This window comes from Streptomyces sp. NPDC054956 (assembly GCF_053609185.1).
Genome location: NZ_JBSGXB010000173.1, coordinates 1 through 16,066, shown reverse-complemented (window position 1 = coordinate 16,066; position 16,066 = coordinate 1). Strand labels below are relative to the sequence as shown.

At 72.8% G+C, this 16,066-nt stretch carries 12 protein-coding genes and 1 pseudogene; 10 read left to right on the top strand and 3 right to left on the bottom strand.

The window, feature by feature from the left end; all coding sequences use genetic code 11:
• Window positions 1-430, top strand: a pseudogene (locus tag ACWGDE_RS24430) (IclR family transcriptional regulator domain-containing protein); the annotation flags it as partial.
• A gap of 468 nt (window positions 431-898) precedes the next feature.
• Here the strand turns inward: ACWGDE_RS24430 and ACWGDE_RS24425 are convergent.
• Window positions 899-2,518, bottom strand: a complete 1,620-nt coding sequence (locus ACWGDE_RS24425; RefSeq protein WP_453391148.1) for a protein kinase domain-containing protein — start codon at window positions 2,516-2,518, stop codon at window positions 899-901.
• Window positions 2,519-2,738: 220 nt separating this feature from the next.
• On the opposite strand from ACWGDE_RS24425, the gene ACWGDE_RS24420 reads away from it, so the two are divergent.
• The 3 genes from ACWGDE_RS24420 (at window position 2,739) to ACWGDE_RS24410 (ending at window position 7,969) form a co-directional block, all read left to right on the top strand.
• Window positions 2,739-5,981 carry an NACHT domain-containing protein gene (locus ACWGDE_RS24420; RefSeq protein ID WP_453391147.1) on the top strand — a complete coding sequence of 1,081 codons (3,243 nt, stop codon included), beginning with the start codon at window positions 2,739-2,741 and terminating at the stop codon, window positions 5,979-5,981.
• Window positions 5,982-6,078: 97 nt separating this feature from the next.
• Window positions 6,079-6,660, top strand: coding sequence for a TetR/AcrR family transcriptional regulator (locus ACWGDE_RS24415; RefSeq protein WP_453391146.1), 582 nt, complete (start codon window positions 6,079-6,081; stop codon window positions 6,658-6,660).
• Window positions 6,661-6,802: 142 nt separating this feature from the next.
• Window positions 6,803-7,969, top strand: a complete 1,167-nt coding sequence (locus ACWGDE_RS24410) for an agmatine deiminase family protein (RefSeq protein ID WP_453391145.1) — start codon at window positions 6,803-6,805, stop codon at window positions 7,967-7,969.
• Window positions 7,970-8,065: 96 nt separating this feature from the next.
• Here the strand turns inward: ACWGDE_RS24410 and ACWGDE_RS24405 are convergent, their stop codons facing one another.
• Complete coding sequence (locus tag ACWGDE_RS24405) at window positions 8,066-8,650, bottom strand: N-acetyltransferase family protein (protein WP_453391144.1); 585 nt, start codon at window positions 8,648-8,650, stop codon at window positions 8,066-8,068.
• A 3-nt stretch (window positions 8,651-8,653) separates the two neighbouring features.
• Window positions 8,654-9,226: a TetR/AcrR family transcriptional regulator gene (locus ACWGDE_RS24400; protein WP_453391143.1), complete on the bottom strand. Its 573-nt coding sequence runs from the start codon at window positions 9,224-9,226 to the stop codon at window positions 8,654-8,656.
• 312 nt (window positions 9,227-9,538) lie between these two features.
• Between ACWGDE_RS24400 and ACWGDE_RS24395 the strand changes: the two genes are divergently transcribed.
• From ACWGDE_RS24395 to ACWGDE_RS24370, 6 genes are all read left to right on the top strand, one after another.
• Window positions 9,539-10,552, top strand: a complete 1,014-nt coding sequence (locus ACWGDE_RS24395) for an agmatine deiminase family protein (RefSeq protein WP_453391142.1) — start codon at window positions 9,539-9,541, stop codon at window positions 10,550-10,552.
• Between the two features lie 116 nt (window positions 10,553-10,668).
• On the top strand, window positions 10,669-12,426 hold the full coding sequence (locus tag ACWGDE_RS24390; protein WP_453391141.1) for an ABC transporter substrate-binding protein: 1,758 nt from the start codon (window positions 10,669-10,671) through the stop codon (window positions 12,424-12,426).
• Window positions 12,423-13,382 (top strand): ABC transporter permease, encoded by a 960-nt coding sequence (locus ACWGDE_RS24385; protein ID WP_453391140.1) that lies wholly within the window; start codon window positions 12,423-12,425, stop codon window positions 13,380-13,382. The genes ACWGDE_RS24390 and ACWGDE_RS24385 overlap by 4 nt, the downstream gene beginning before the upstream one ends.
• Window positions 13,379-14,233, top strand: a complete 855-nt coding sequence (locus tag ACWGDE_RS24380; RefSeq protein ID WP_453391139.1) for an ABC transporter permease — start codon at window positions 13,379-13,381, stop codon at window positions 14,231-14,233. Before ACWGDE_RS24385 ends, ACWGDE_RS24380 begins: the two co-directional genes overlap by 4 nt.
• The gene (locus ACWGDE_RS24375; protein WP_453391138.1) at window positions 14,230-15,231 is read left to right on the top strand and encodes an ABC transporter ATP-binding protein; all 1,002 of its coding nucleotides are present in this window, start codon (window positions 14,230-14,232) and stop codon (window positions 15,229-15,231) included. Before ACWGDE_RS24380 ends, ACWGDE_RS24375 begins: the two co-directional genes overlap by 4 nt.
• Window positions 15,228-16,061 carry an ABC transporter ATP-binding protein gene (locus tag ACWGDE_RS24370; RefSeq protein ID WP_453391137.1) on the top strand — a complete coding sequence of 278 codons (834 nt, stop codon included), beginning with the start codon at window positions 15,228-15,230 and terminating at the stop codon, window positions 16,059-16,061. Before ACWGDE_RS24375 ends, ACWGDE_RS24370 begins: the two co-directional genes overlap by 4 nt.
• Window positions 16,062-16,066 lie beyond the last annotated feature (5 nt).

Genomic DNA, 16,066 nt, shown 5'->3' with positions numbered 1-16,066 from the left:
CCGGGACGCTGAGGGGGAGCTCCGGATCACCCAGATGGCGGACGGGCCCGGCGCCCCGCCCGTGCGGGAGTGGGTGGACTTCCGGGACGCCGCGCACGCGAGCGCGGTGGGCAAGTGCCTGCTGAGCCAGCTCGACCACGACGGCCGGGCCGACCACGTGGCCCGGCACCGGCCCGCCCGGCTCACCGAGCGGACCATCACCGACAGCCGGGCCCTGTTCTCGGCGCTGGACTCGGTGGCTCCCGGAGCGCCCGTCTTCGACCTGCGCGAATACGCGCCGGGCGTGGTCTGCGCGGCGGTTCCGCTCGCGCTCGGCGACGCGGCCGGCAGCCTCGCGCTGTCGCTTCCCGGCGCGCACGCGCACCGGCTGGGCCGGGCCACCGAGGCGCTGCGGCGCAAGGCGGTACCGGTGCTGCTGGCGCTGCTGCTGGCCGGGGCGATCCCCCCGGACGCCACCACGGGCCCGGCACAGGAGGCGGAAGCCGGAGCCGCCGACGCGGGGACCGCTCCGGGGCCCGTGCCGGTCACCGCGGAGACGCTGCGGCACCTGCGCAGCGTCTTCCGGACCCCGCTGAGCCGGGTCGCGGGCCGGGCGGCCTGGATGGACGGGCGGAGCGCGGCAGGGCGGGCGGCCTGCGGGGCGGCAGGGCCGCACCTGGTCAGCGACAGCGCCGCGGAGGCGGCGTACCTCTTCGACGCGCCGGAGCCGGCCGCGGACGGCGGCCTCCCGGGCCTGGCGCTCCCCCGCACCTTCGCCCCGCTGGCACCGGGCAGCCTGCGGACGACGGACGGCCTGGTGGTGCTGGGGACCTGAGGGGTGCCGAGGACCTGAGGGGTGCCGGGGCGGCGCCGGCGCCCCCGGCCCCGCCGTCCGGTGCGCCGGGGCCGTCCGCGGATCTCAGGGAGTGACCGGGCCCGCCGCACCGGGGCCGAAGGTGGCCAGGGCGATGTCGAAGTGGCGCTTCGCCTCCGCCTGCCGGCCGACCGGTGCGGAGACCCAGATGTCGTACGTCCTGCCGTTCTCGTCCCAGCAGGTGTCGTAGGTGTGCCGGGCCCCTTCGGCCGGGGTGAAGCCGTCCCAGGTGAACTGCCAGAGGGCCGCGGGGAGTCCGCGGTGGGTCGTCGAAACGACCGTGCCGTCGCGGTAGCCGGGGTTGTTGTCCGGGCCCGCCGCGTGGGACCTGCGCATCGCTTCGAGCGGACCTCCGGCGACCTGCGTCTTCACCAGGATTCCGACGCGGAAGGCACCGTCCTGGGAGATGTAGAAGACCCGCGGGCCCTCGGCGACCCGCTGGAACTCCTCGGGCACGGCGATGGCGAAGCCCTGCGGGTCGGAGAAGGTCTTGTACCCGGAGGGCGCCGCACCCGGAGCCGTGACCGGGGTCGCGGCCGGGGTCCCGCTCACCGGGGTCTGGGACGGGGTCCGGGACGGGGTCGGGGAAGAGGGGGTCTCGGACGGCGGGGTCGCCGACGGGGCCGCCGGCGACCCCGAGGCGCCGGACGCGGTCCGCCGCCCCTGCTCCGCGTCGTCGCCGCCGAGCAGCGGGAGGCCGAGCACGCCCCCGGTCACCGCCAGGACGAGGGCGGCCGCGATCAGCCCGGCGCGCAGACCCGGCCGGCCGGCGACGAGCTGCTTGCCCGTCGGACGCGGGGCCACGGCGGGCGCGGTCAACCCCTCGGAGTCCGGGACCGGCTCGGAGCCGGAGCCGAGCACGGGCATGGGCACGGATGCGTAGGCGGAGGTGGGGACCCGGTCGGCGGGCTGCCGGCCACCGCCTCCGGCCAGGTACTCCAAGAGCAGCCGCTCGGCCTCGGGCGCCGCCATCCTGCGCTCCGGGTCCCGCTCCAGCAGCCCCCGGACGACGGGCAGCAGCGGCCCCGCCTGCGCGGGCGGCCGGACCTCGCCGGAGACGACGGCGTGCAGGATGCCGCCCAGCGAATCGCGGCGGAAGGGCGACTCCCCGGTCAGCGCGGCGCACATCAGCGTGCCGAGCGACCACAGGTCGGAGGCCGGGCCGGCCTCGGCTCCCTGTATGCGCTCGGGGGCGGTGTACTCGGGCGAGCCGACGAACGCGCCCGTCTCGCTGATGGTGGTGGCGCCGGAGAGCCGGGCGATGCCGAAGTCGGTGAGCACCACCCGGCCGGTGCCGGCCTCCATCAGCACGTTGGCCGGTTTGACGTCCCGGTGGAGCACCCCGCGGGAATGCGCCGCGGTCAGGGCGCCGAGCAGGGCGAGCCCGGTCCGGGCCGCCTCGACCGGGGTGAGCGTCTTCCCGCCGGCGATCAGGTCGGCGAGCGAGCCGCCGTCGACGAGCTCCATGACGATGCAGGGCCGGCCGTCGTGTTCGACGACGTCGTGGACGACGACGACATGGGGGTGGCGCACGTGCGCCACGGCACGCGCCTCGCGCAGCGCTCCGGCGGCCACCCCGTCCGGGTCGCCCTCGCCCAGGTGGAGTTCCTTGACCGCGACCGGCCGCCCGAGGAGCTCGTCGACGGCCCGCCAGACGGTCCCCATCCCGCCCCGGCCCAGCCTTTCCTGCAGGCGGTACCGCCCGGCCACCACGACACTGCCGTGCGACTCGTCTTGAGGCACTGCACCCTCCCGCTCACCTGGTTCCGCGCCCATGATGCCGCAGCCGGCTCCTGCTCCACTCTTCGCCCGGGACCCCGGCGGTGAGCGGACCCCGGCGCTTAAGATCACCTCGGGACCGGTCACAGCTCTACGGGGGGCACGCATGGAACCCACGGCCATCGGGGTCAAGCTGGCAACTGCCTTCATCAGCCCCATCGTCAAGAAGTTCTTCGTCGCCGACGGCACCGGGGCCGGCCTGGTCGACAAACCGGTCAGACTCTCCGGTTACGTCTCGTTCAGGGGCGAGAAGCGCACCCTCACCGAGGACGACGTGCGCGCCCTGGCTGCCAGCCTCGTCCAGCAGGCCCTGGGCGCGAACGCCCGCCGCATCCCGGCGGACGAGCACGAGGCCGTCACCGACGCGCTCGCGACGACGCTCCACGCCCTCGGCGACCTCACGATCACCGATGTCGACGCCGTCCGCCTCGGGCCGGAGGCCTTCGCCCGCGAACTGCGCCGTGCGAGCGGCCGTCCGGAGCGCCACCTCTCCGCCGACGCCACGTACTTCTACGAGGCCCTGGTCGGCGTGGCAGCCCTCCACATCCTGGAGTTCTTCACCCAGCGCAAGACCTTCCTCGCCCGCGCGCTGGTCCAGCAGACCCAGGCCGTCGGTGAACTGACGGCCAAGACGGACGAGTTGATCAGGCGCACGCCGCTGCCCGACGCCGCGGACGCCGCGTTCGAGGCGGCGTACCTGCCCTACCTCGCGAAGAAGCACGGCAAGCTCACCATCTACGGGATCGACCTGAGCAACTCGCCGACGCGGTGGCCGCTGGACGTGGCGTACCTGAGCCTGGAGGCGGTGCCGCTGCGGCGCACGGAAGCGAGCGCACAGCGGGCCTCCTCCCCCGGGGACTGGATCGCCTCCCTCGGCGGCGGGGGCAATCTGTCACTGGGTCCCGACATGCCCCTGACCCCCCAATCCCAGCCCGCGGACCAGGCGCTGGCCCACACCCCCAGGGTCCTCCTGCGGGGAGAGGCCGGGTCGGGCAAGACCACGCTCGTGCAGTGGCTGGCCGTCACCGCCGCGCGGCAGGACCGCGCGGACCGCCCCGCATACCTGGACAATCGCGTCCCCTTCGTACTCCCCCTGCGCACGCTCACCCGCCACGGCGAGCGGCTGCCCGCCCCCAAGGACTTCCTCGCGGCCACCGGCTGCCCGCTGGCGGGCTCCCAGCCGGTGGGCTGGGAGCACCGGGTCCTGGCCGCGGGTCGGGGCCTGGTCCTGGTGGACGGCATCGACGAGATCCCGGAGCCCGAGCGGGAGCGGACCCGGCGCTGGCTGCGGGACCTGATCGACACCTACGACGGCGGGAACCGCTGGCTGGTCACCTCACGGCCGTCGGCGGTCGGCCAGGACTGGCTCGCCGAGGACGGGTTCGGCGAACTGTCGCTCTCCGCCATGGGGCCGGCCGACGTCGCCACCTTCATCTCGCGCTGGCACACGGCTGCCCGCGGCGAGGGCTGCGACGACGCCGAACTCGAAGCGTACGAGAAGCAGTTGCGCACCGCCGTCCGCACCAAGGCCGACCTCGGACGACTGGCCACCAACCCGCTGATGTGCGGTCTGATCTGCGCGCTCCACCGCGATCGGCGGGGCTATCTCCCGCACGGGCGCAAAGACTTGTACGAGGCGGCGCTCTCGATGCTGGTCAGCCGCCGGGACCGGGAGCGCGACATGGCGGTTCCCGACCTCCGGGAGGAGCCGCAGCTCGACCTGCTCCAGCGGCTCGCGTACTGGCTGATCAAGAACGGCCGTACGGAGATGGACCGTTCGCAGGCCGAGGACATCATCGGCCGGGCCCTGCCCGCAGTCCCGGAGGCGGCCGCCCTCGGTGACGCGGCGACCGTGTTCGAGCACTTCCTGCAGCGCAGCGGTCTCCTGCGCGAACCGGCACCGGGAGGCGTGGACTTCGTCCACCGCACCTTCCAGGATTTCCTGGGTGCGCGGGCGGCCGTGGAGGAGGGTGATTTCGGCCTGCTCGCCTCGCACGCCGCCGACGACCAGTGGGAGGACGTCATCCGCATGGCGGTGGCCCTGGCCCGGCCCCGCGAGCGCGTGACGATCTTCGAGGACCTGCTGGCCATCGGCGACCGCGCCGTGGATCGGCGCACCCGGTTCCGCGTCCACCTGCTCGCCGCCGCCTGCCTGGAGCACGCCACGACGCTGGCCCCGTCCGTGCGCGAGGCTGTGGAGGAGCGCACCGGCAGGTTGATCCCGCCTCGGGGAGACGACGAGGCCCGAGCCCTGGCGGAGGTGGGCCCGCTGATCCTGGATCTCTTGCCCGACCCCGAGGCCGTCGGCGAGAGGGAGGCGTACTACACGGTCCTTGCGGCCTCCCGGATCTCGTCGGACGCCGCCCTGCCCTTCCTGGCCCGTTACGCCGGACATCCGTACCTCGACGTGCGCAGCCAGCTCATGTGGGCCTGGTCGCGCTACGACACCGTCCGGTACGCGGAGGAGATCATCGCGCGGCTGGCCCCGGACGAGCTCTACTACACCGTCACCTCCGACGAGCAGCTGTACCAGCTCGAGCGCCTGGGGGCGGGCGGGGACCGTCTGGATGTCAGGCGGGACGTGTCCGTGCACGCCCTGGACGGGTACCTCGCCCGGCACTCCCTGGTGGACCTGCGGCTCGTGGACCACGAGGTGGCAGACTTGGGGGCGCTGGCGCGGCACTCGGGACTCGACAGGTTCGTTGCTGTCGGCTGCCCCCGGCTCACCGACCTGTCCCCCCTCACCGGGCTTCCGGTCCGGGAAGTGAGCATCCTGACCGCGACGGCCTTGGACCCACGCACGCTGGAGGGGCTGGCGGCACTCGAGTACCTACGGATCGAGAGCTCCTTCCGGTCGGACTGGTCCGTGGAACGCCTCCATCCGGACGCGCCACTGAAGGAGCTCTACCTGGTGGGCGAGGCCGCGTCCGAGCACGTCCTCGAGGGCGTCCGCCACGTCACCGGACTCATGTCCCTGGAGTTCGACGGCCCGCTGTCGGCCGGGAACTGGCAGGAGCTCTCCAGCCTTCCATCGCTCGCCTTCCTCGCCACGGACGCGCGCTCCATTGCGGAGCTTCCTGCGGGCACGGTCCTGTCCCGCGTCACCGGCATCCACCTCGAAGACCAAGTGGGCGTGGTCACCGTCCAACGCGTGATCGAGCGGCTGCCGGAGGTCTTCCCCAACCTCGTCGAGTGCCGCCTCAGGGGAAAGCTCGGGGGCGTCATCGACGTCTCCTGCTTGACTTCCCTGCGCGACTTCGAGCAGTTCCACGTCGACCTGCCCTCCGCCCAGGTCCACGGCTGGGAAGCGCTGCCCGACCGGATCATGGTCCACACCACGGACTACTGATCCAGCCGCCGGCGCGGCCCGCCCCACCCCGCTGACTGCAGATTCGGTCAATCGGGGCCTCATGCCATCGCCCGGGCTCCGGGTAGGGTGTCGGATCGTGGCCGACCGTCGAACAGCAATCATGGAAGGGGCCGCGCGGGTCATCGCCCGGCGCGGTGTCCGAGGCCTGCGCGTGGAGGAGCTCGCCGCCGAGGCGGGCGTGTCCACGGCGTTGATCTACTACCACTTCAAGGACCGCGCGGGCATCCTGCGCGCGACGCTGGAGTTCATCAACGACCGCGCGGGGCGGTACACCACCGACCGGGATCCCGACGGGCCGCCGCTCGACGCCCTGGGCGAGCTGGAGCAGACCCTCCTCCTGGAGTTCCAGGACGATCCCGGCGTACGGGAGAACAGCACGGCCTGGGGAGAGCTCCGGGCCAGTGCGGTGTTCGACCCCGACCTGCGGGAAGACCTCGCGCGGGCCACCCTCGTCTGGGTGCAGGAAGTGGGCGAGCTGCTCGGCCGCGTCCGGCCCATGGCCGGGGCCGCCGCGCTCGCCGGCGCCGCCGAGCGGCTGACGGCCCTGGTGGAGGGGCTCAGCTCGCGCTGGCTGAGCGGGAGCCTGCCCCTGGCGCACGCCCGCGATCTGATGGTCTCCTCCATCGCCGCCGAGCTGGACCGCCTCGCCCGGACCTGACCCAGGCGCCCCGGGCCCGGCCACCCCGCCCCCTCCCGGGGCTCCGCACGCCCCGCGTCTTGACTGAATTTTCAGTCAGTGACAGAGTCCAGTCATGGCCGGAACCGGCACCGGCACCCCCACCTGATCTGGAGACCTACCCATGAGCGACTCCCCCGGCGACAGCCGCTCCCTCTTCAGCCGGCTCTTCGGAGCCTCGCCGTCCCGCAGGCACGTGCTCGGGGCCGCCGGCCTCGGAGCCGCGGGCGCGGTGCTGGGTTCGGCGGCCACGGCGGCGCCCCGGCCGGCGGGCTCCGGGCTGCCGCGCTGGTGGGTGGACCGGGACGACGTCCCGCACGCCCGCACCTGGATGTCCTGGCCGTCCCGCTCGTCCATCTGGGGCGGCCGCGCACTGACCGGGGTCCAGGAGGACATCGCGCTGATAGCGAAGACCATCGCGCGCTACGAGCCCGTGGTCATGTGCGCGCCGGACTCCTACACGGCCGCCACCGCCCGCTCCTGGTGCGGTCCGGCGGTCACCGTGATCACCTCGGTCCCCACCGACGACCTCTGGATGCGCGACATCGCACCGGTCTTCCGGCGGGACGGCCGCGGCGGGGTCGACGCCATCGGCCTGAACTTCAACGGCTGGGGCAACAAGCAGACCCACGCCTACGACGCGGACGTCGCCGAGACCATCGCGTACGACAACCATCTCGTCTTCAGCCGGACGGATTTCGTCGGCGAGGGCGGCGCGATCGAGACCGACGGCGACGGCACGCTCATGGCCACGGAGAGCAGCCTGGTCAACAAGAACCGCAACCGGGGCATGAGCCGCTCCGAGGTCGAGAGGGCCGTCCTGCGGGCCTACGGCGCGGACAAGATGATCTGGGTGCCCGGCATCAAGGGCAAGGACATCACCGACGACCACATCGACGTGACCTCGCGGTTCATCCGGCCGGGCGTCGTGATGGTGCAGGTGCCGCCCGCGGACCGCGACGACGTCTGGGCGCGCGATGCCCGCGAGCAGCTCGCGATCCTCTCCGAGGCCACGGACGCCCGAGGGCGGCGGCTGACGGTCGTCAAGGTCGACGGCCCGGACACCGTGCGCTCGAAGAACCCCCAGTTCGTGGACTCGTACATGAACTTCCACGTGGTCAACGGGGCTGTCATCACCGCCCAGTTCGGGGACGCGGCCAAGGACGCCGCGGCCGAGCGGGCCCTGGCGGCCGCCTTCCCGGGCCGCACGGTCGTCCAGCTCGACGTCGACCGGCTGATGGCCGGGGGCGGCGGCATCCACTGCTCCACGATGCACGAGCCGCTCGCGTAGCACGGCTGTCGGCTCCGGCCCGGGATCCCGGGCCGGAGCCTCACGTCGGCGCCAAGCCGCAGCTGGTCCTCAAGGGCGGCTCTCCGGCGTACGGGGTCACCTGCTCTGCGACACGCGGAGGTCGAGCATGCAGAAGACCTTGTCGTACCGGCGTTCACCGACGGCGACGAAGTCGGGCAGCCGCCCGTACTCGGTGAAGCCCAGCGAGGCGTAGAGCCCCAGGGCCCGGGCGTTGTCCCCGCGCGCGTCCAGCGTGAGGACTTCGATCCCGGCCCTCCGGGCGTCCTCGACCAGGGCGGCGGTCAGCGCACGCCCGACACCGAGGCCGTGGGCCCCCGCGGCGACCGCGACCTTCTCCAGGTCCGCGTGCGGCCGGTGCGTGGGGCGCGCGTAGCGCTGCCAGTACCCCACCCCGACGAGCTCGCCGCGCCCGTCGCCGAGATAGGCGGCGCGCAGGACCGCGTCCCCGGCCCGTACGGCGGCCAGGACCCCTTCGAACAGTTCCGCCACCTCGTCCGGCGCGGGCGGTTCCACCCAGCCCAGCGCGGCTCCCCCGGCCACCAGCTCGGCCAGGATCCGGTGCGCCTCGCCGGCGAAGGCGGCCGCCCGGCCGGGATCCGACAACAACCCCGGGGCGTCGAGAAGCACCGGCGTCACGGCCCGGCCCGATCCGAAGGACACGCGCTAGACCTCCAGCTCCGCGGCGATCGCGTCGGCGAGGAGCCGACGCGCGTGCTCCAGGGGCAGCGAGCCGCTGAGCCACCGGACGCTGAGGCCTTCGAGTAGGGCCGTCAGGCGTTCCGCGGCGGCCGCGTGCTCGGGGGCCGTGCCGGTGGGCCGGGCCTGGGCCAGCAGGTAGGAGATCTCGTGGACCCAGCTGTGGGTGGCCTTCGCCACGTCCTCGCGCAGGTCGGCGTCGAAGACCGCGCTGGCCCTCAACTCGCCCCAGGCCGTGCTGTTCTCGCGGACCTCCGGGGTGTCCTGGAGCTCGAGGAGCAGGGTCTGCGTCAGCTCTTCGCGGGGCCCCTCGGGCCCTTCCGAGCCGTCTTCCCGCCCACTGGTGTAACGGTCGGCGCGGTCGCTGATGAACTCCAGCGTCCGGCGCAGGATCCCGGCGCGGTCGGTGAAGTGGTAGTAGATCAGCGAGGTGGACACACCCGCTTCGGCCGCCAGCTCCCCCACCCGGAGCCCGCGCACGCCGCGTCGCGCGATGACGCGCGTGGCGGCCCTGAGTATTTCTGTTCGACGGTCTGACACGAGGGGTCACTCTACCGGTCGGGTCCGTCACCTGGGGATTTTCCTGACCGTAACATCAGGCCCGGGTTTTCCGGCGCCAATGCCGCGATCATGCCCGTTCAGGGCCCTTTCCGGGCCCTGCCCGGCCTCGGGACGTGGGTGAGGACCAGCCCTCCCGCCACCCGGTGTGGCCAATTCCGCATCAGCTTGGCCAGAACCATTGACTGAATTTTCAGTTCGATGGAGGATGCGGGCAACCACCACGCCACTTTGCCCGCGACGAGCCCACACGCTCGTCGCCGATACTGACTGAATTTTCAAACAGGAGAGATCATGACGACGTTCCGGATGCCCGCCGAGTGGACCGACCACGAAGGCTGTCTGATGGCGTGGCCCACCCGCCAGGAGCTGTGGGGCGAGGTCTTCGACGAGGTCAAGGTCGAGTACGCCCACGTCGCCGCCGCGATCGCCGAGTTCGAGCCGGTCACCATGGTCGCCCTGCCCGGCAGCGGCGACGAGGCCCGCGCCCTGTGCGGGGAGGGCGTCGAGGTGATCGAGCTTCCGCTGGACGACTCCTGGTTCCGCGACTCCGGTCCGATCTTCGTACTGGACGCGGACGGGCAGCGGGCCGGCGTGGACTTCCGCTTCAACGCCTGGGGCGGCAAGCACTTCCCCTACGACACCGACGACAAGATCGCCGCGGCCCTGCTGGCGCACCTCGGCGTGGACCGGATCGACTCCCGGATGATCCTCGAGGGCGGCGCGATCACCGTCGACGGCGAGGGCACGCTGATCACCACCGAGCAGTGCCTGCTGCACCCGAACCGCAACCCGGACATGACCAAGGAGGAGATCGAGGCCGAGCTGATCGCCCGCCTCGGTGTCACCAAGGTGATCTGGCTCCCGTACGGCGGTCTGCTGGACACCGAGACCGACGGGCACGTGGACGGCGTCTGCGCCTTCGTCGCCCCCGGCAAGGTCGTCGTACAGCTGCCCAGCGACCCCGCCCACCCCGACTACGAGCGCATGCGCGTCAACCGCGCCGTCCTGGAGGCGTCCACCGACGCCGCGGGCCGCCCGTTCGAGATCATCGGCCTGCCGCAGAGCAACCTCGTCGAGGTCGACGGCCGGGAGACCGAGGTCGGCTACCTGAACTTCTACATCGCCAACGGCGGGGTCGTCGTCCCCGTCGCCGGCACCTCCGAGGACGAGGGCGCGCTCGCCGTCATCGCCTCCGCGCTGCCCGGCCGCAAGGTCGTCGGAGTCCGCTCGCGCGTGATCGCGTACGGCGGCGGCGGCGTGCACTGCATCACCCAGCAGGTCCCCTCCGCCGGCCGCCCCGCCTGATCCCGCTCGACCCTTTCGCCGCGCCCGGGCCCGGCGGCCCGCCCCCGAGTCCCCCTGCTCGCCCCGCGCCCGCCAGGCCCGTACCTCCCCCGCCCCGCATGGAAGAGAGAGCAACGATGCCCCGATCCCTGCCCTGGTCCAGAGCCCCCCGCTCCGCGTCCGACGGTTCCGCCGCCGGCCCGTCCGCGTCCGCCGGCACCCCTGCCGCCGGTGCCGCCGCCGGCCTCCCGGCCCTTCGCCGCCGCTCCGCCCGCAGCCGGTACGCGCTGCCCGTCGCCGCGCTGGCCGCCCTCGGCATGGTCGCCGCCTGTTCCGGTCCGCCCAAGGCCGGCGGGCCCCAGACGGACTCCGCCTTCAAGCTCTCCGCCGGCACCCCCGCCGCCGCGGGCGAGCTGGACTCGTTCACCTGGGCCCTGTACGCGGAACCCCCGACCCTGGACTACATCTCGGCGTTCGACTACCCGCAGAACACGATCCTGTCGAACGTCTGCGAAAGCCTGATGCGGTGGACCCCGCAGCTCACCATGGCTCCGGGCCTGGCCGAGAAGGCCTCCAACCCCACCCCGCTGACGTGGGTCTACGACCTGCGCCAGGGCGTGCGCTTCCACGGCGGCGGCACCATGACCCCCGAGGACGTCGTCCACAGCCTCGGCCGTCAGATGAACCCGGCGAACGGGGCCGCCTGGAACAGCAACTTCTCCAACGTCGAGTCCGTCACCAAGACCGGCCCGCTCCAGGTGACGGTCACCCTGAAGCAGCCCGACTCGCAGTTCCCCCAGTACATGGCGACCGCGGCCGGCGTCGTGGCCTCCAAGGCGGGCGTGGAGAAGGCGGGCGAGAACTACGGGACCTCCGGCGGCCTCGACTGCACCGGCCCCTTCGCGCTGGGCACCTGGAACAAGGGCCAGTCGATCGAGCTCAAGCGCTTCGACGGCTACTGGGGCACCAAGGCCAAGTCGGCGAAGGCCGTCTTCACCTTCCTCACCGACCCCTCGGCCCGCACCAACGCCATGCTGAGCGGCGAGGCGGACGGCGGGTACCTGATCCCGACGGAGGCCTACGCCCGGCTGAGCAACAGCGGGGTGGGCAAGCTCTACTTCGGCGAGGGCCTCAGTACCGTCAACGTCAACGTGACCAGCATGAAGGGCGCGCTCGGCGACGTCCGCGTGCGCCGGGCCCTGTCCCTGGCCCTGGACCGGCGCGGGTTCGTCAAGGCGGGCCTGGGCGGTGCGGGCACCGCCACCAGCTCGCTCACCACTAGGGCCGCGTGGGCCGGCGCGCCCGAGGCCGTCCGCAAGACCGCCCTCGACGAGCTCCCCTCGCCCGATCAGAACGTCGAGGCCGCCAAGCGGATGATCGAGGAGGCGGGGGCCACCGGCAAGACGGTGACCATCGCCACCAGCTCGATCGGCCAGGACGTCTCGCTGCTGGCCACCGCGGTCCAGGACGCCGGCACCAGGATCGGGCTGAACGTCAAGCTGAAGACCATCGCCCCCAACGCCTTCACCTCGCTGTTCACCGACCCCCAGGCGCGCGAGGGCCTGGACATGTTCCCGGAGACGTACTACGACTCCATCACCGACCCGATGGACCTGCTGAGCAACTTCCAGACCGGGGCCTACCAGAACTACGCCGGCTACAGCGACGAGGCGTACGACGCCCTGACGGACAAGGCCCGGTCCGAGTACGACCCGGCCAAGCGCTTCGCGGCGGCCGCCGAGCTCCAGAAGAAGGCCTCCGACCAGCTGCTGTGGATCCCGGTCGCCGAATGGCCGACCGCCGTCTTCCTCAACAAGCGGATCACCGGCGCGCCCACCACCATCTCCTACCTGTACTACCCGTGGGCCGCGGACGTCGGGGCGGCCGCGCGATGAGCTTCCTGCGCTTCGCCGTACGGCGGCTGGCCGAGATGGCGGCCACCCTGCTCGCCGCCTCCTTCGTCATCTTCGGGGCCCTGTACCTGGCCCCGGGCAATCCGGCGAGCTTCCTCCTCGGCGGCCGCTCGGCCTCCCCGGAGACGATGCAGGCGATCAACGAGCACTACCACCTGGACGACCCGTTCGCGGTGCGGTACCTGAACTGGCTCGGCCAGGTGGTGCAGGGCGACTTCGGCCGCTCGATCACCTACCGCACCGACGTGTCGCGGCTGCTGGCGGACCGCCTGCCCAGCACCCTGATGCTGATCTCGATGGCGCTCGTACTGGTCCTCGTGTTCGGGCTGATCCTGGGCTGGACCGGCGCGGTCCGCGGCGGAAAGACCGACACGTCGATCCTGGTGACGACCACCTTCGCCATCGGCACCCCGTCGTTCGTCGCGGCCGTCCTGCTGCAGGGCCTGTTCGCGGTGCGGCTGCACTGGTTCCCCACCGGGGGCACCGGCGACGGCTTCGGTCAGATGCTGTGGCACCTGACCCTGCCGGCGGTCGCGCTGGCGCTCTACCTGATCGGCATGCTCGCCCGGGTCACGCGCGCCGCGATGCTCGACGTCCTGGGCCAGGAGCACGTCACGGTCGCCCGCAGCCGCGGCGTCCGCGACAGCCTGGTGATCCGGCGGCACGTGTTCCGCAACGCCCTGGGCACCGTGCTGACCACCGGCGGGCTCATCGTCTCCACCCTGCTGGTCTGCACCGTCCTGGTGGAGTCCGCGTTCAGCGTGGGCGGCATCGGTCAACTCCTCGAACTGTCCACCACCACCAAGGACTTCCCCACCGTGCAGGCCATCTCCCTCATCATGGTCGCGCTGTTCATGACGGTGAACCTCGTCGTCGACCTGCTCCATCCGCTGGTCGACCCCCGGGTCTCCCTCGGCCCTTCCAAGAAGGCCGCGTGAGCGCCGTCCTGGTGCGCCGGCCGGGTCTCTCCCGGCTCCGGACCACCCGCGCCCCCCTCTCCCTGCTCTGCGTCGGCTTCGTCGCCGTCGTCGTGGTCGTCGCGGTGCTGGCCCCCTGGATCGCGCCGTACGACCCCAACGCGATCGACCTGGCCAACGCCCTCGCGGGCCCTTCCGCCGACCACCTCCTCGGGGTCGACGCCTCCGGCCGCGACACGTTCTCCCGGCTGGTCCTGGGAGCCCGCACCTCGCTCCTCGGCCCGCTCGGCGTGGTCGCCTTCTCCACCGCGGCCGGCGTCGCCATCGGCACCGCCGCCGCATGGCGGGGCGGCTGGCTGGACTCGGTCCTGTCCCGCAGCACCGAGCTGGTCTTCGCCTTCCCCGGCATGCTGCTGGCCATCCTGATCGTCTCGGTCTACGGCGAGGGGCTGCTCGCCCCCGTGATCGCGCTGGCCATCGCCTACCTGCCCTACGTCAGCCGGCTCACCCGCTCCCTCGTCCTGGCCGAGCGCGCCCGGCCGTACGTGGAGGCGTACCGGGTGCAGGGCCACTCGGGGACGCAGATCTGCCTGCGCCACGTGGTCCCCGCCGTCATGCCCGTCGTCCTCGCCCAGTCCACGATCAACTTCGGCTACGCCCTGATCGACCTGGCGGGCCTGTCCTTCCTCGGACTGGGCGTACCGGCCCTGACGCCCGACTGGGGCCGCATGGTCTTCGACGGGAACGCCGCCATCCAGTCCGGGTACCCGCTCTCGGCGATCGTGCCGTGCGCGGCCATCGTCCTGACCGTGGTCGCCTTCAACGTCGTCGGCGAGCGCTGGGCCGACAAAGTCTCCAGGAGGGACGGATGAACACCCTCGAGATCCAGGGGCTGCGGCTGCACCTGCCGGACACCGTCCGGCCCGTCCTCGACGGGGTCGACCTCACCGTCGGCGCCCGCGAGACGGTGGCGCTGGTCGGCGAGTCCGGTTCCGGTAAGAGCCTGACCTCGCGCAGCGTACTGCGGCTGCTGCCCGGCGGCGCCCGTACGGAGGGTGAGGTCCGGGTGGTCGGCGACGACGTGCTGACGATGACGCCCGCGCAACTGCGGGTGCTGCGCACCAGCACGGCGGCGATGATCTTCCAGGACCCCCGGGCGGCCGTCAATCCGATGCGCCGCGTCGGCGACTTCCTCACCGAGAGCGTGCGGCTGAACGCCAGGGCGTCCAAGGAGGCCGCCGAGGAGCGGGCGACACAGATGCTGGAGGCCGTCGGCCTCACGGGCGCGGCGCTGCGCAAGTACCCCGGACAGCTGTCCGGCGGCATGCTGCAACGGGTCGTCATCGCGGCCGCGTTGATGGGCGATCCCGCCCTGATCCTCGCCGACGAGCCCACCACGGCGCTCGACGTCACCAGCCAGGCCGAGGTGGTCGCGCTCCTCGGTGACCTGCGCGAACGCTTCGGCACGGGGCTGCTGTTCGTCACGCACGACCTCGGACTCGCCGCCGCGATCAGCGACCGCGTGTACGTGATGTACGCGGGCCGGATCGTGGAAACGGGCCCGGCGGACGAGCTGTTCACCCGGCCCCGCCACCCGTACACGGTGGCCCTGCTGAACTCCACCCCGCGCCTGGACTCGCCCCGGGGGCGGCTCGCCGCCATCGAGGGCCGGCCCCCGGGCCTGCGCGAGGAGCTCACCGGCTGCCCCTTCGCGGCGCGCTGCGTGTTCGCCACCGACCTGTGCGGGCGGGAGGCGCCGGCGCTGCTCCCGGTCGCCGGCGAGCCGGGCCGCCTCGCCTCCTGCCACCACGGCGACGCGGTCGCGGGGGCGGAGCGGGACCGATCGGAACGGAAGGAACTCCACCCATGACCACGACCACGACGGAGACCGGCACGGACACCGGGACGAAGACCGTGCTGGAGGTCGCGGGCCTGCACCGGGCCTACGGCAGTGTCCGGGCCGTGGACGACGTGTCGTTCCGGCTGACGGAGGGCGGCTCCCTGGGCATCGTCGGCGAATCGGGGTCGGGCAAGACGACCACCGCCCGCATCGTGGTGGGTCTGGAGCGCTCGGACGCGGGCCGGGTCCTGATCCACGGCCGCGACCGGGGCGAACACCGGCGCGGCAAGGCGGGGCGCCTGGAGCGGGCCCGGGAGATCCAGATGGTCTTCCAGGACCCCTTCCTCTCCCTGGATCCGCGCATCACGGTGGGCGGGGCGCTGCTGGAGACCCTCCGGCTGCACTTCCCCGGCGGGGACCACCGCCGCCGGATCACCGAACTGCTCGACCAGGTCGGCCTCGGGTCCCGCGAGGCCGACGCCCTGCCCCGCAAGCTGTCGGGCGGGCAGCGCCAGCGCGTCGCGATCGCCCGCGCGCTGGCGGTCGAACCGTCCGTCCTCGTCCTGGACGAGGCGGTGGCCGCCCTGGACGTCTCGGTGCAGGCACAGATCCTGAACCTGCTCTTCGACATCCGCGAACAGACCGGCATCGGCTACCTGTTCATCACCCACGACCTCGGCGTCGTCCGCTGCGTCACCGATGACGTGATCGTCATGCGGCACGGCCGGATCGTCGAGTCGGGGCCGACGCAGCAGGTGCTCGCCGACCCCCAACACCCTTACACGCGCCTGCTGCTGGAGTCCGTACCCCGCCCCGGGTGGGATCCCCGGAGCATCGCCGCCGCGCGTCGCGCCCTGTGAGGGGG

Coding starts and splice junctions, on each gene's coding strand:
- ACWGDE_RS24425 (WP_453391148.1), bottom strand. CDS start 2,518: ATGGGGACCGTCTGGCGGGCCGTCGACGAGCTCCTCGGGCGGCCGGTC.
- ACWGDE_RS24420 (WP_453391147.1), top strand. CDS start 2,739: ATGGAACCCACGGCCATCGGGGTCAAGCTGGCAACTGCCTTCATCAGC.
- ACWGDE_RS24410 (WP_453391145.1), top strand. CDS start 6,803: ATGAGCGACTCCCCCGGCGACAGCCGCTCCCTCTTCAGCCGGCTCTTC.
- ACWGDE_RS24395 (WP_453391142.1), top strand. CDS start 9,539: ATGACGACGTTCCGGATGCCCGCCGAGTGGACCGACCACGAAGGCTGT.
- ACWGDE_RS24390 (WP_453391141.1), top strand. CDS start 10,669: ATGCCCCGATCCCTGCCCTGGTCCAGAGCCCCCCGCTCCGCGTCCGAC.
- ACWGDE_RS24385 (WP_453391140.1), top strand. CDS start 12,423: ATGAGCTTCCTGCGCTTCGCCGTACGGCGGCTGGCCGAGATGGCGGCC.
- ACWGDE_RS24375 (WP_453391138.1), top strand. CDS start 14,230: ATGAACACCCTCGAGATCCAGGGGCTGCGGCTGCACCTGCCGGACACC.
- ACWGDE_RS24370 (WP_453391137.1), top strand. CDS start 15,228: ATGACCACGACCACGACGGAGACCGGCACGGACACCGGGACGAAGACC.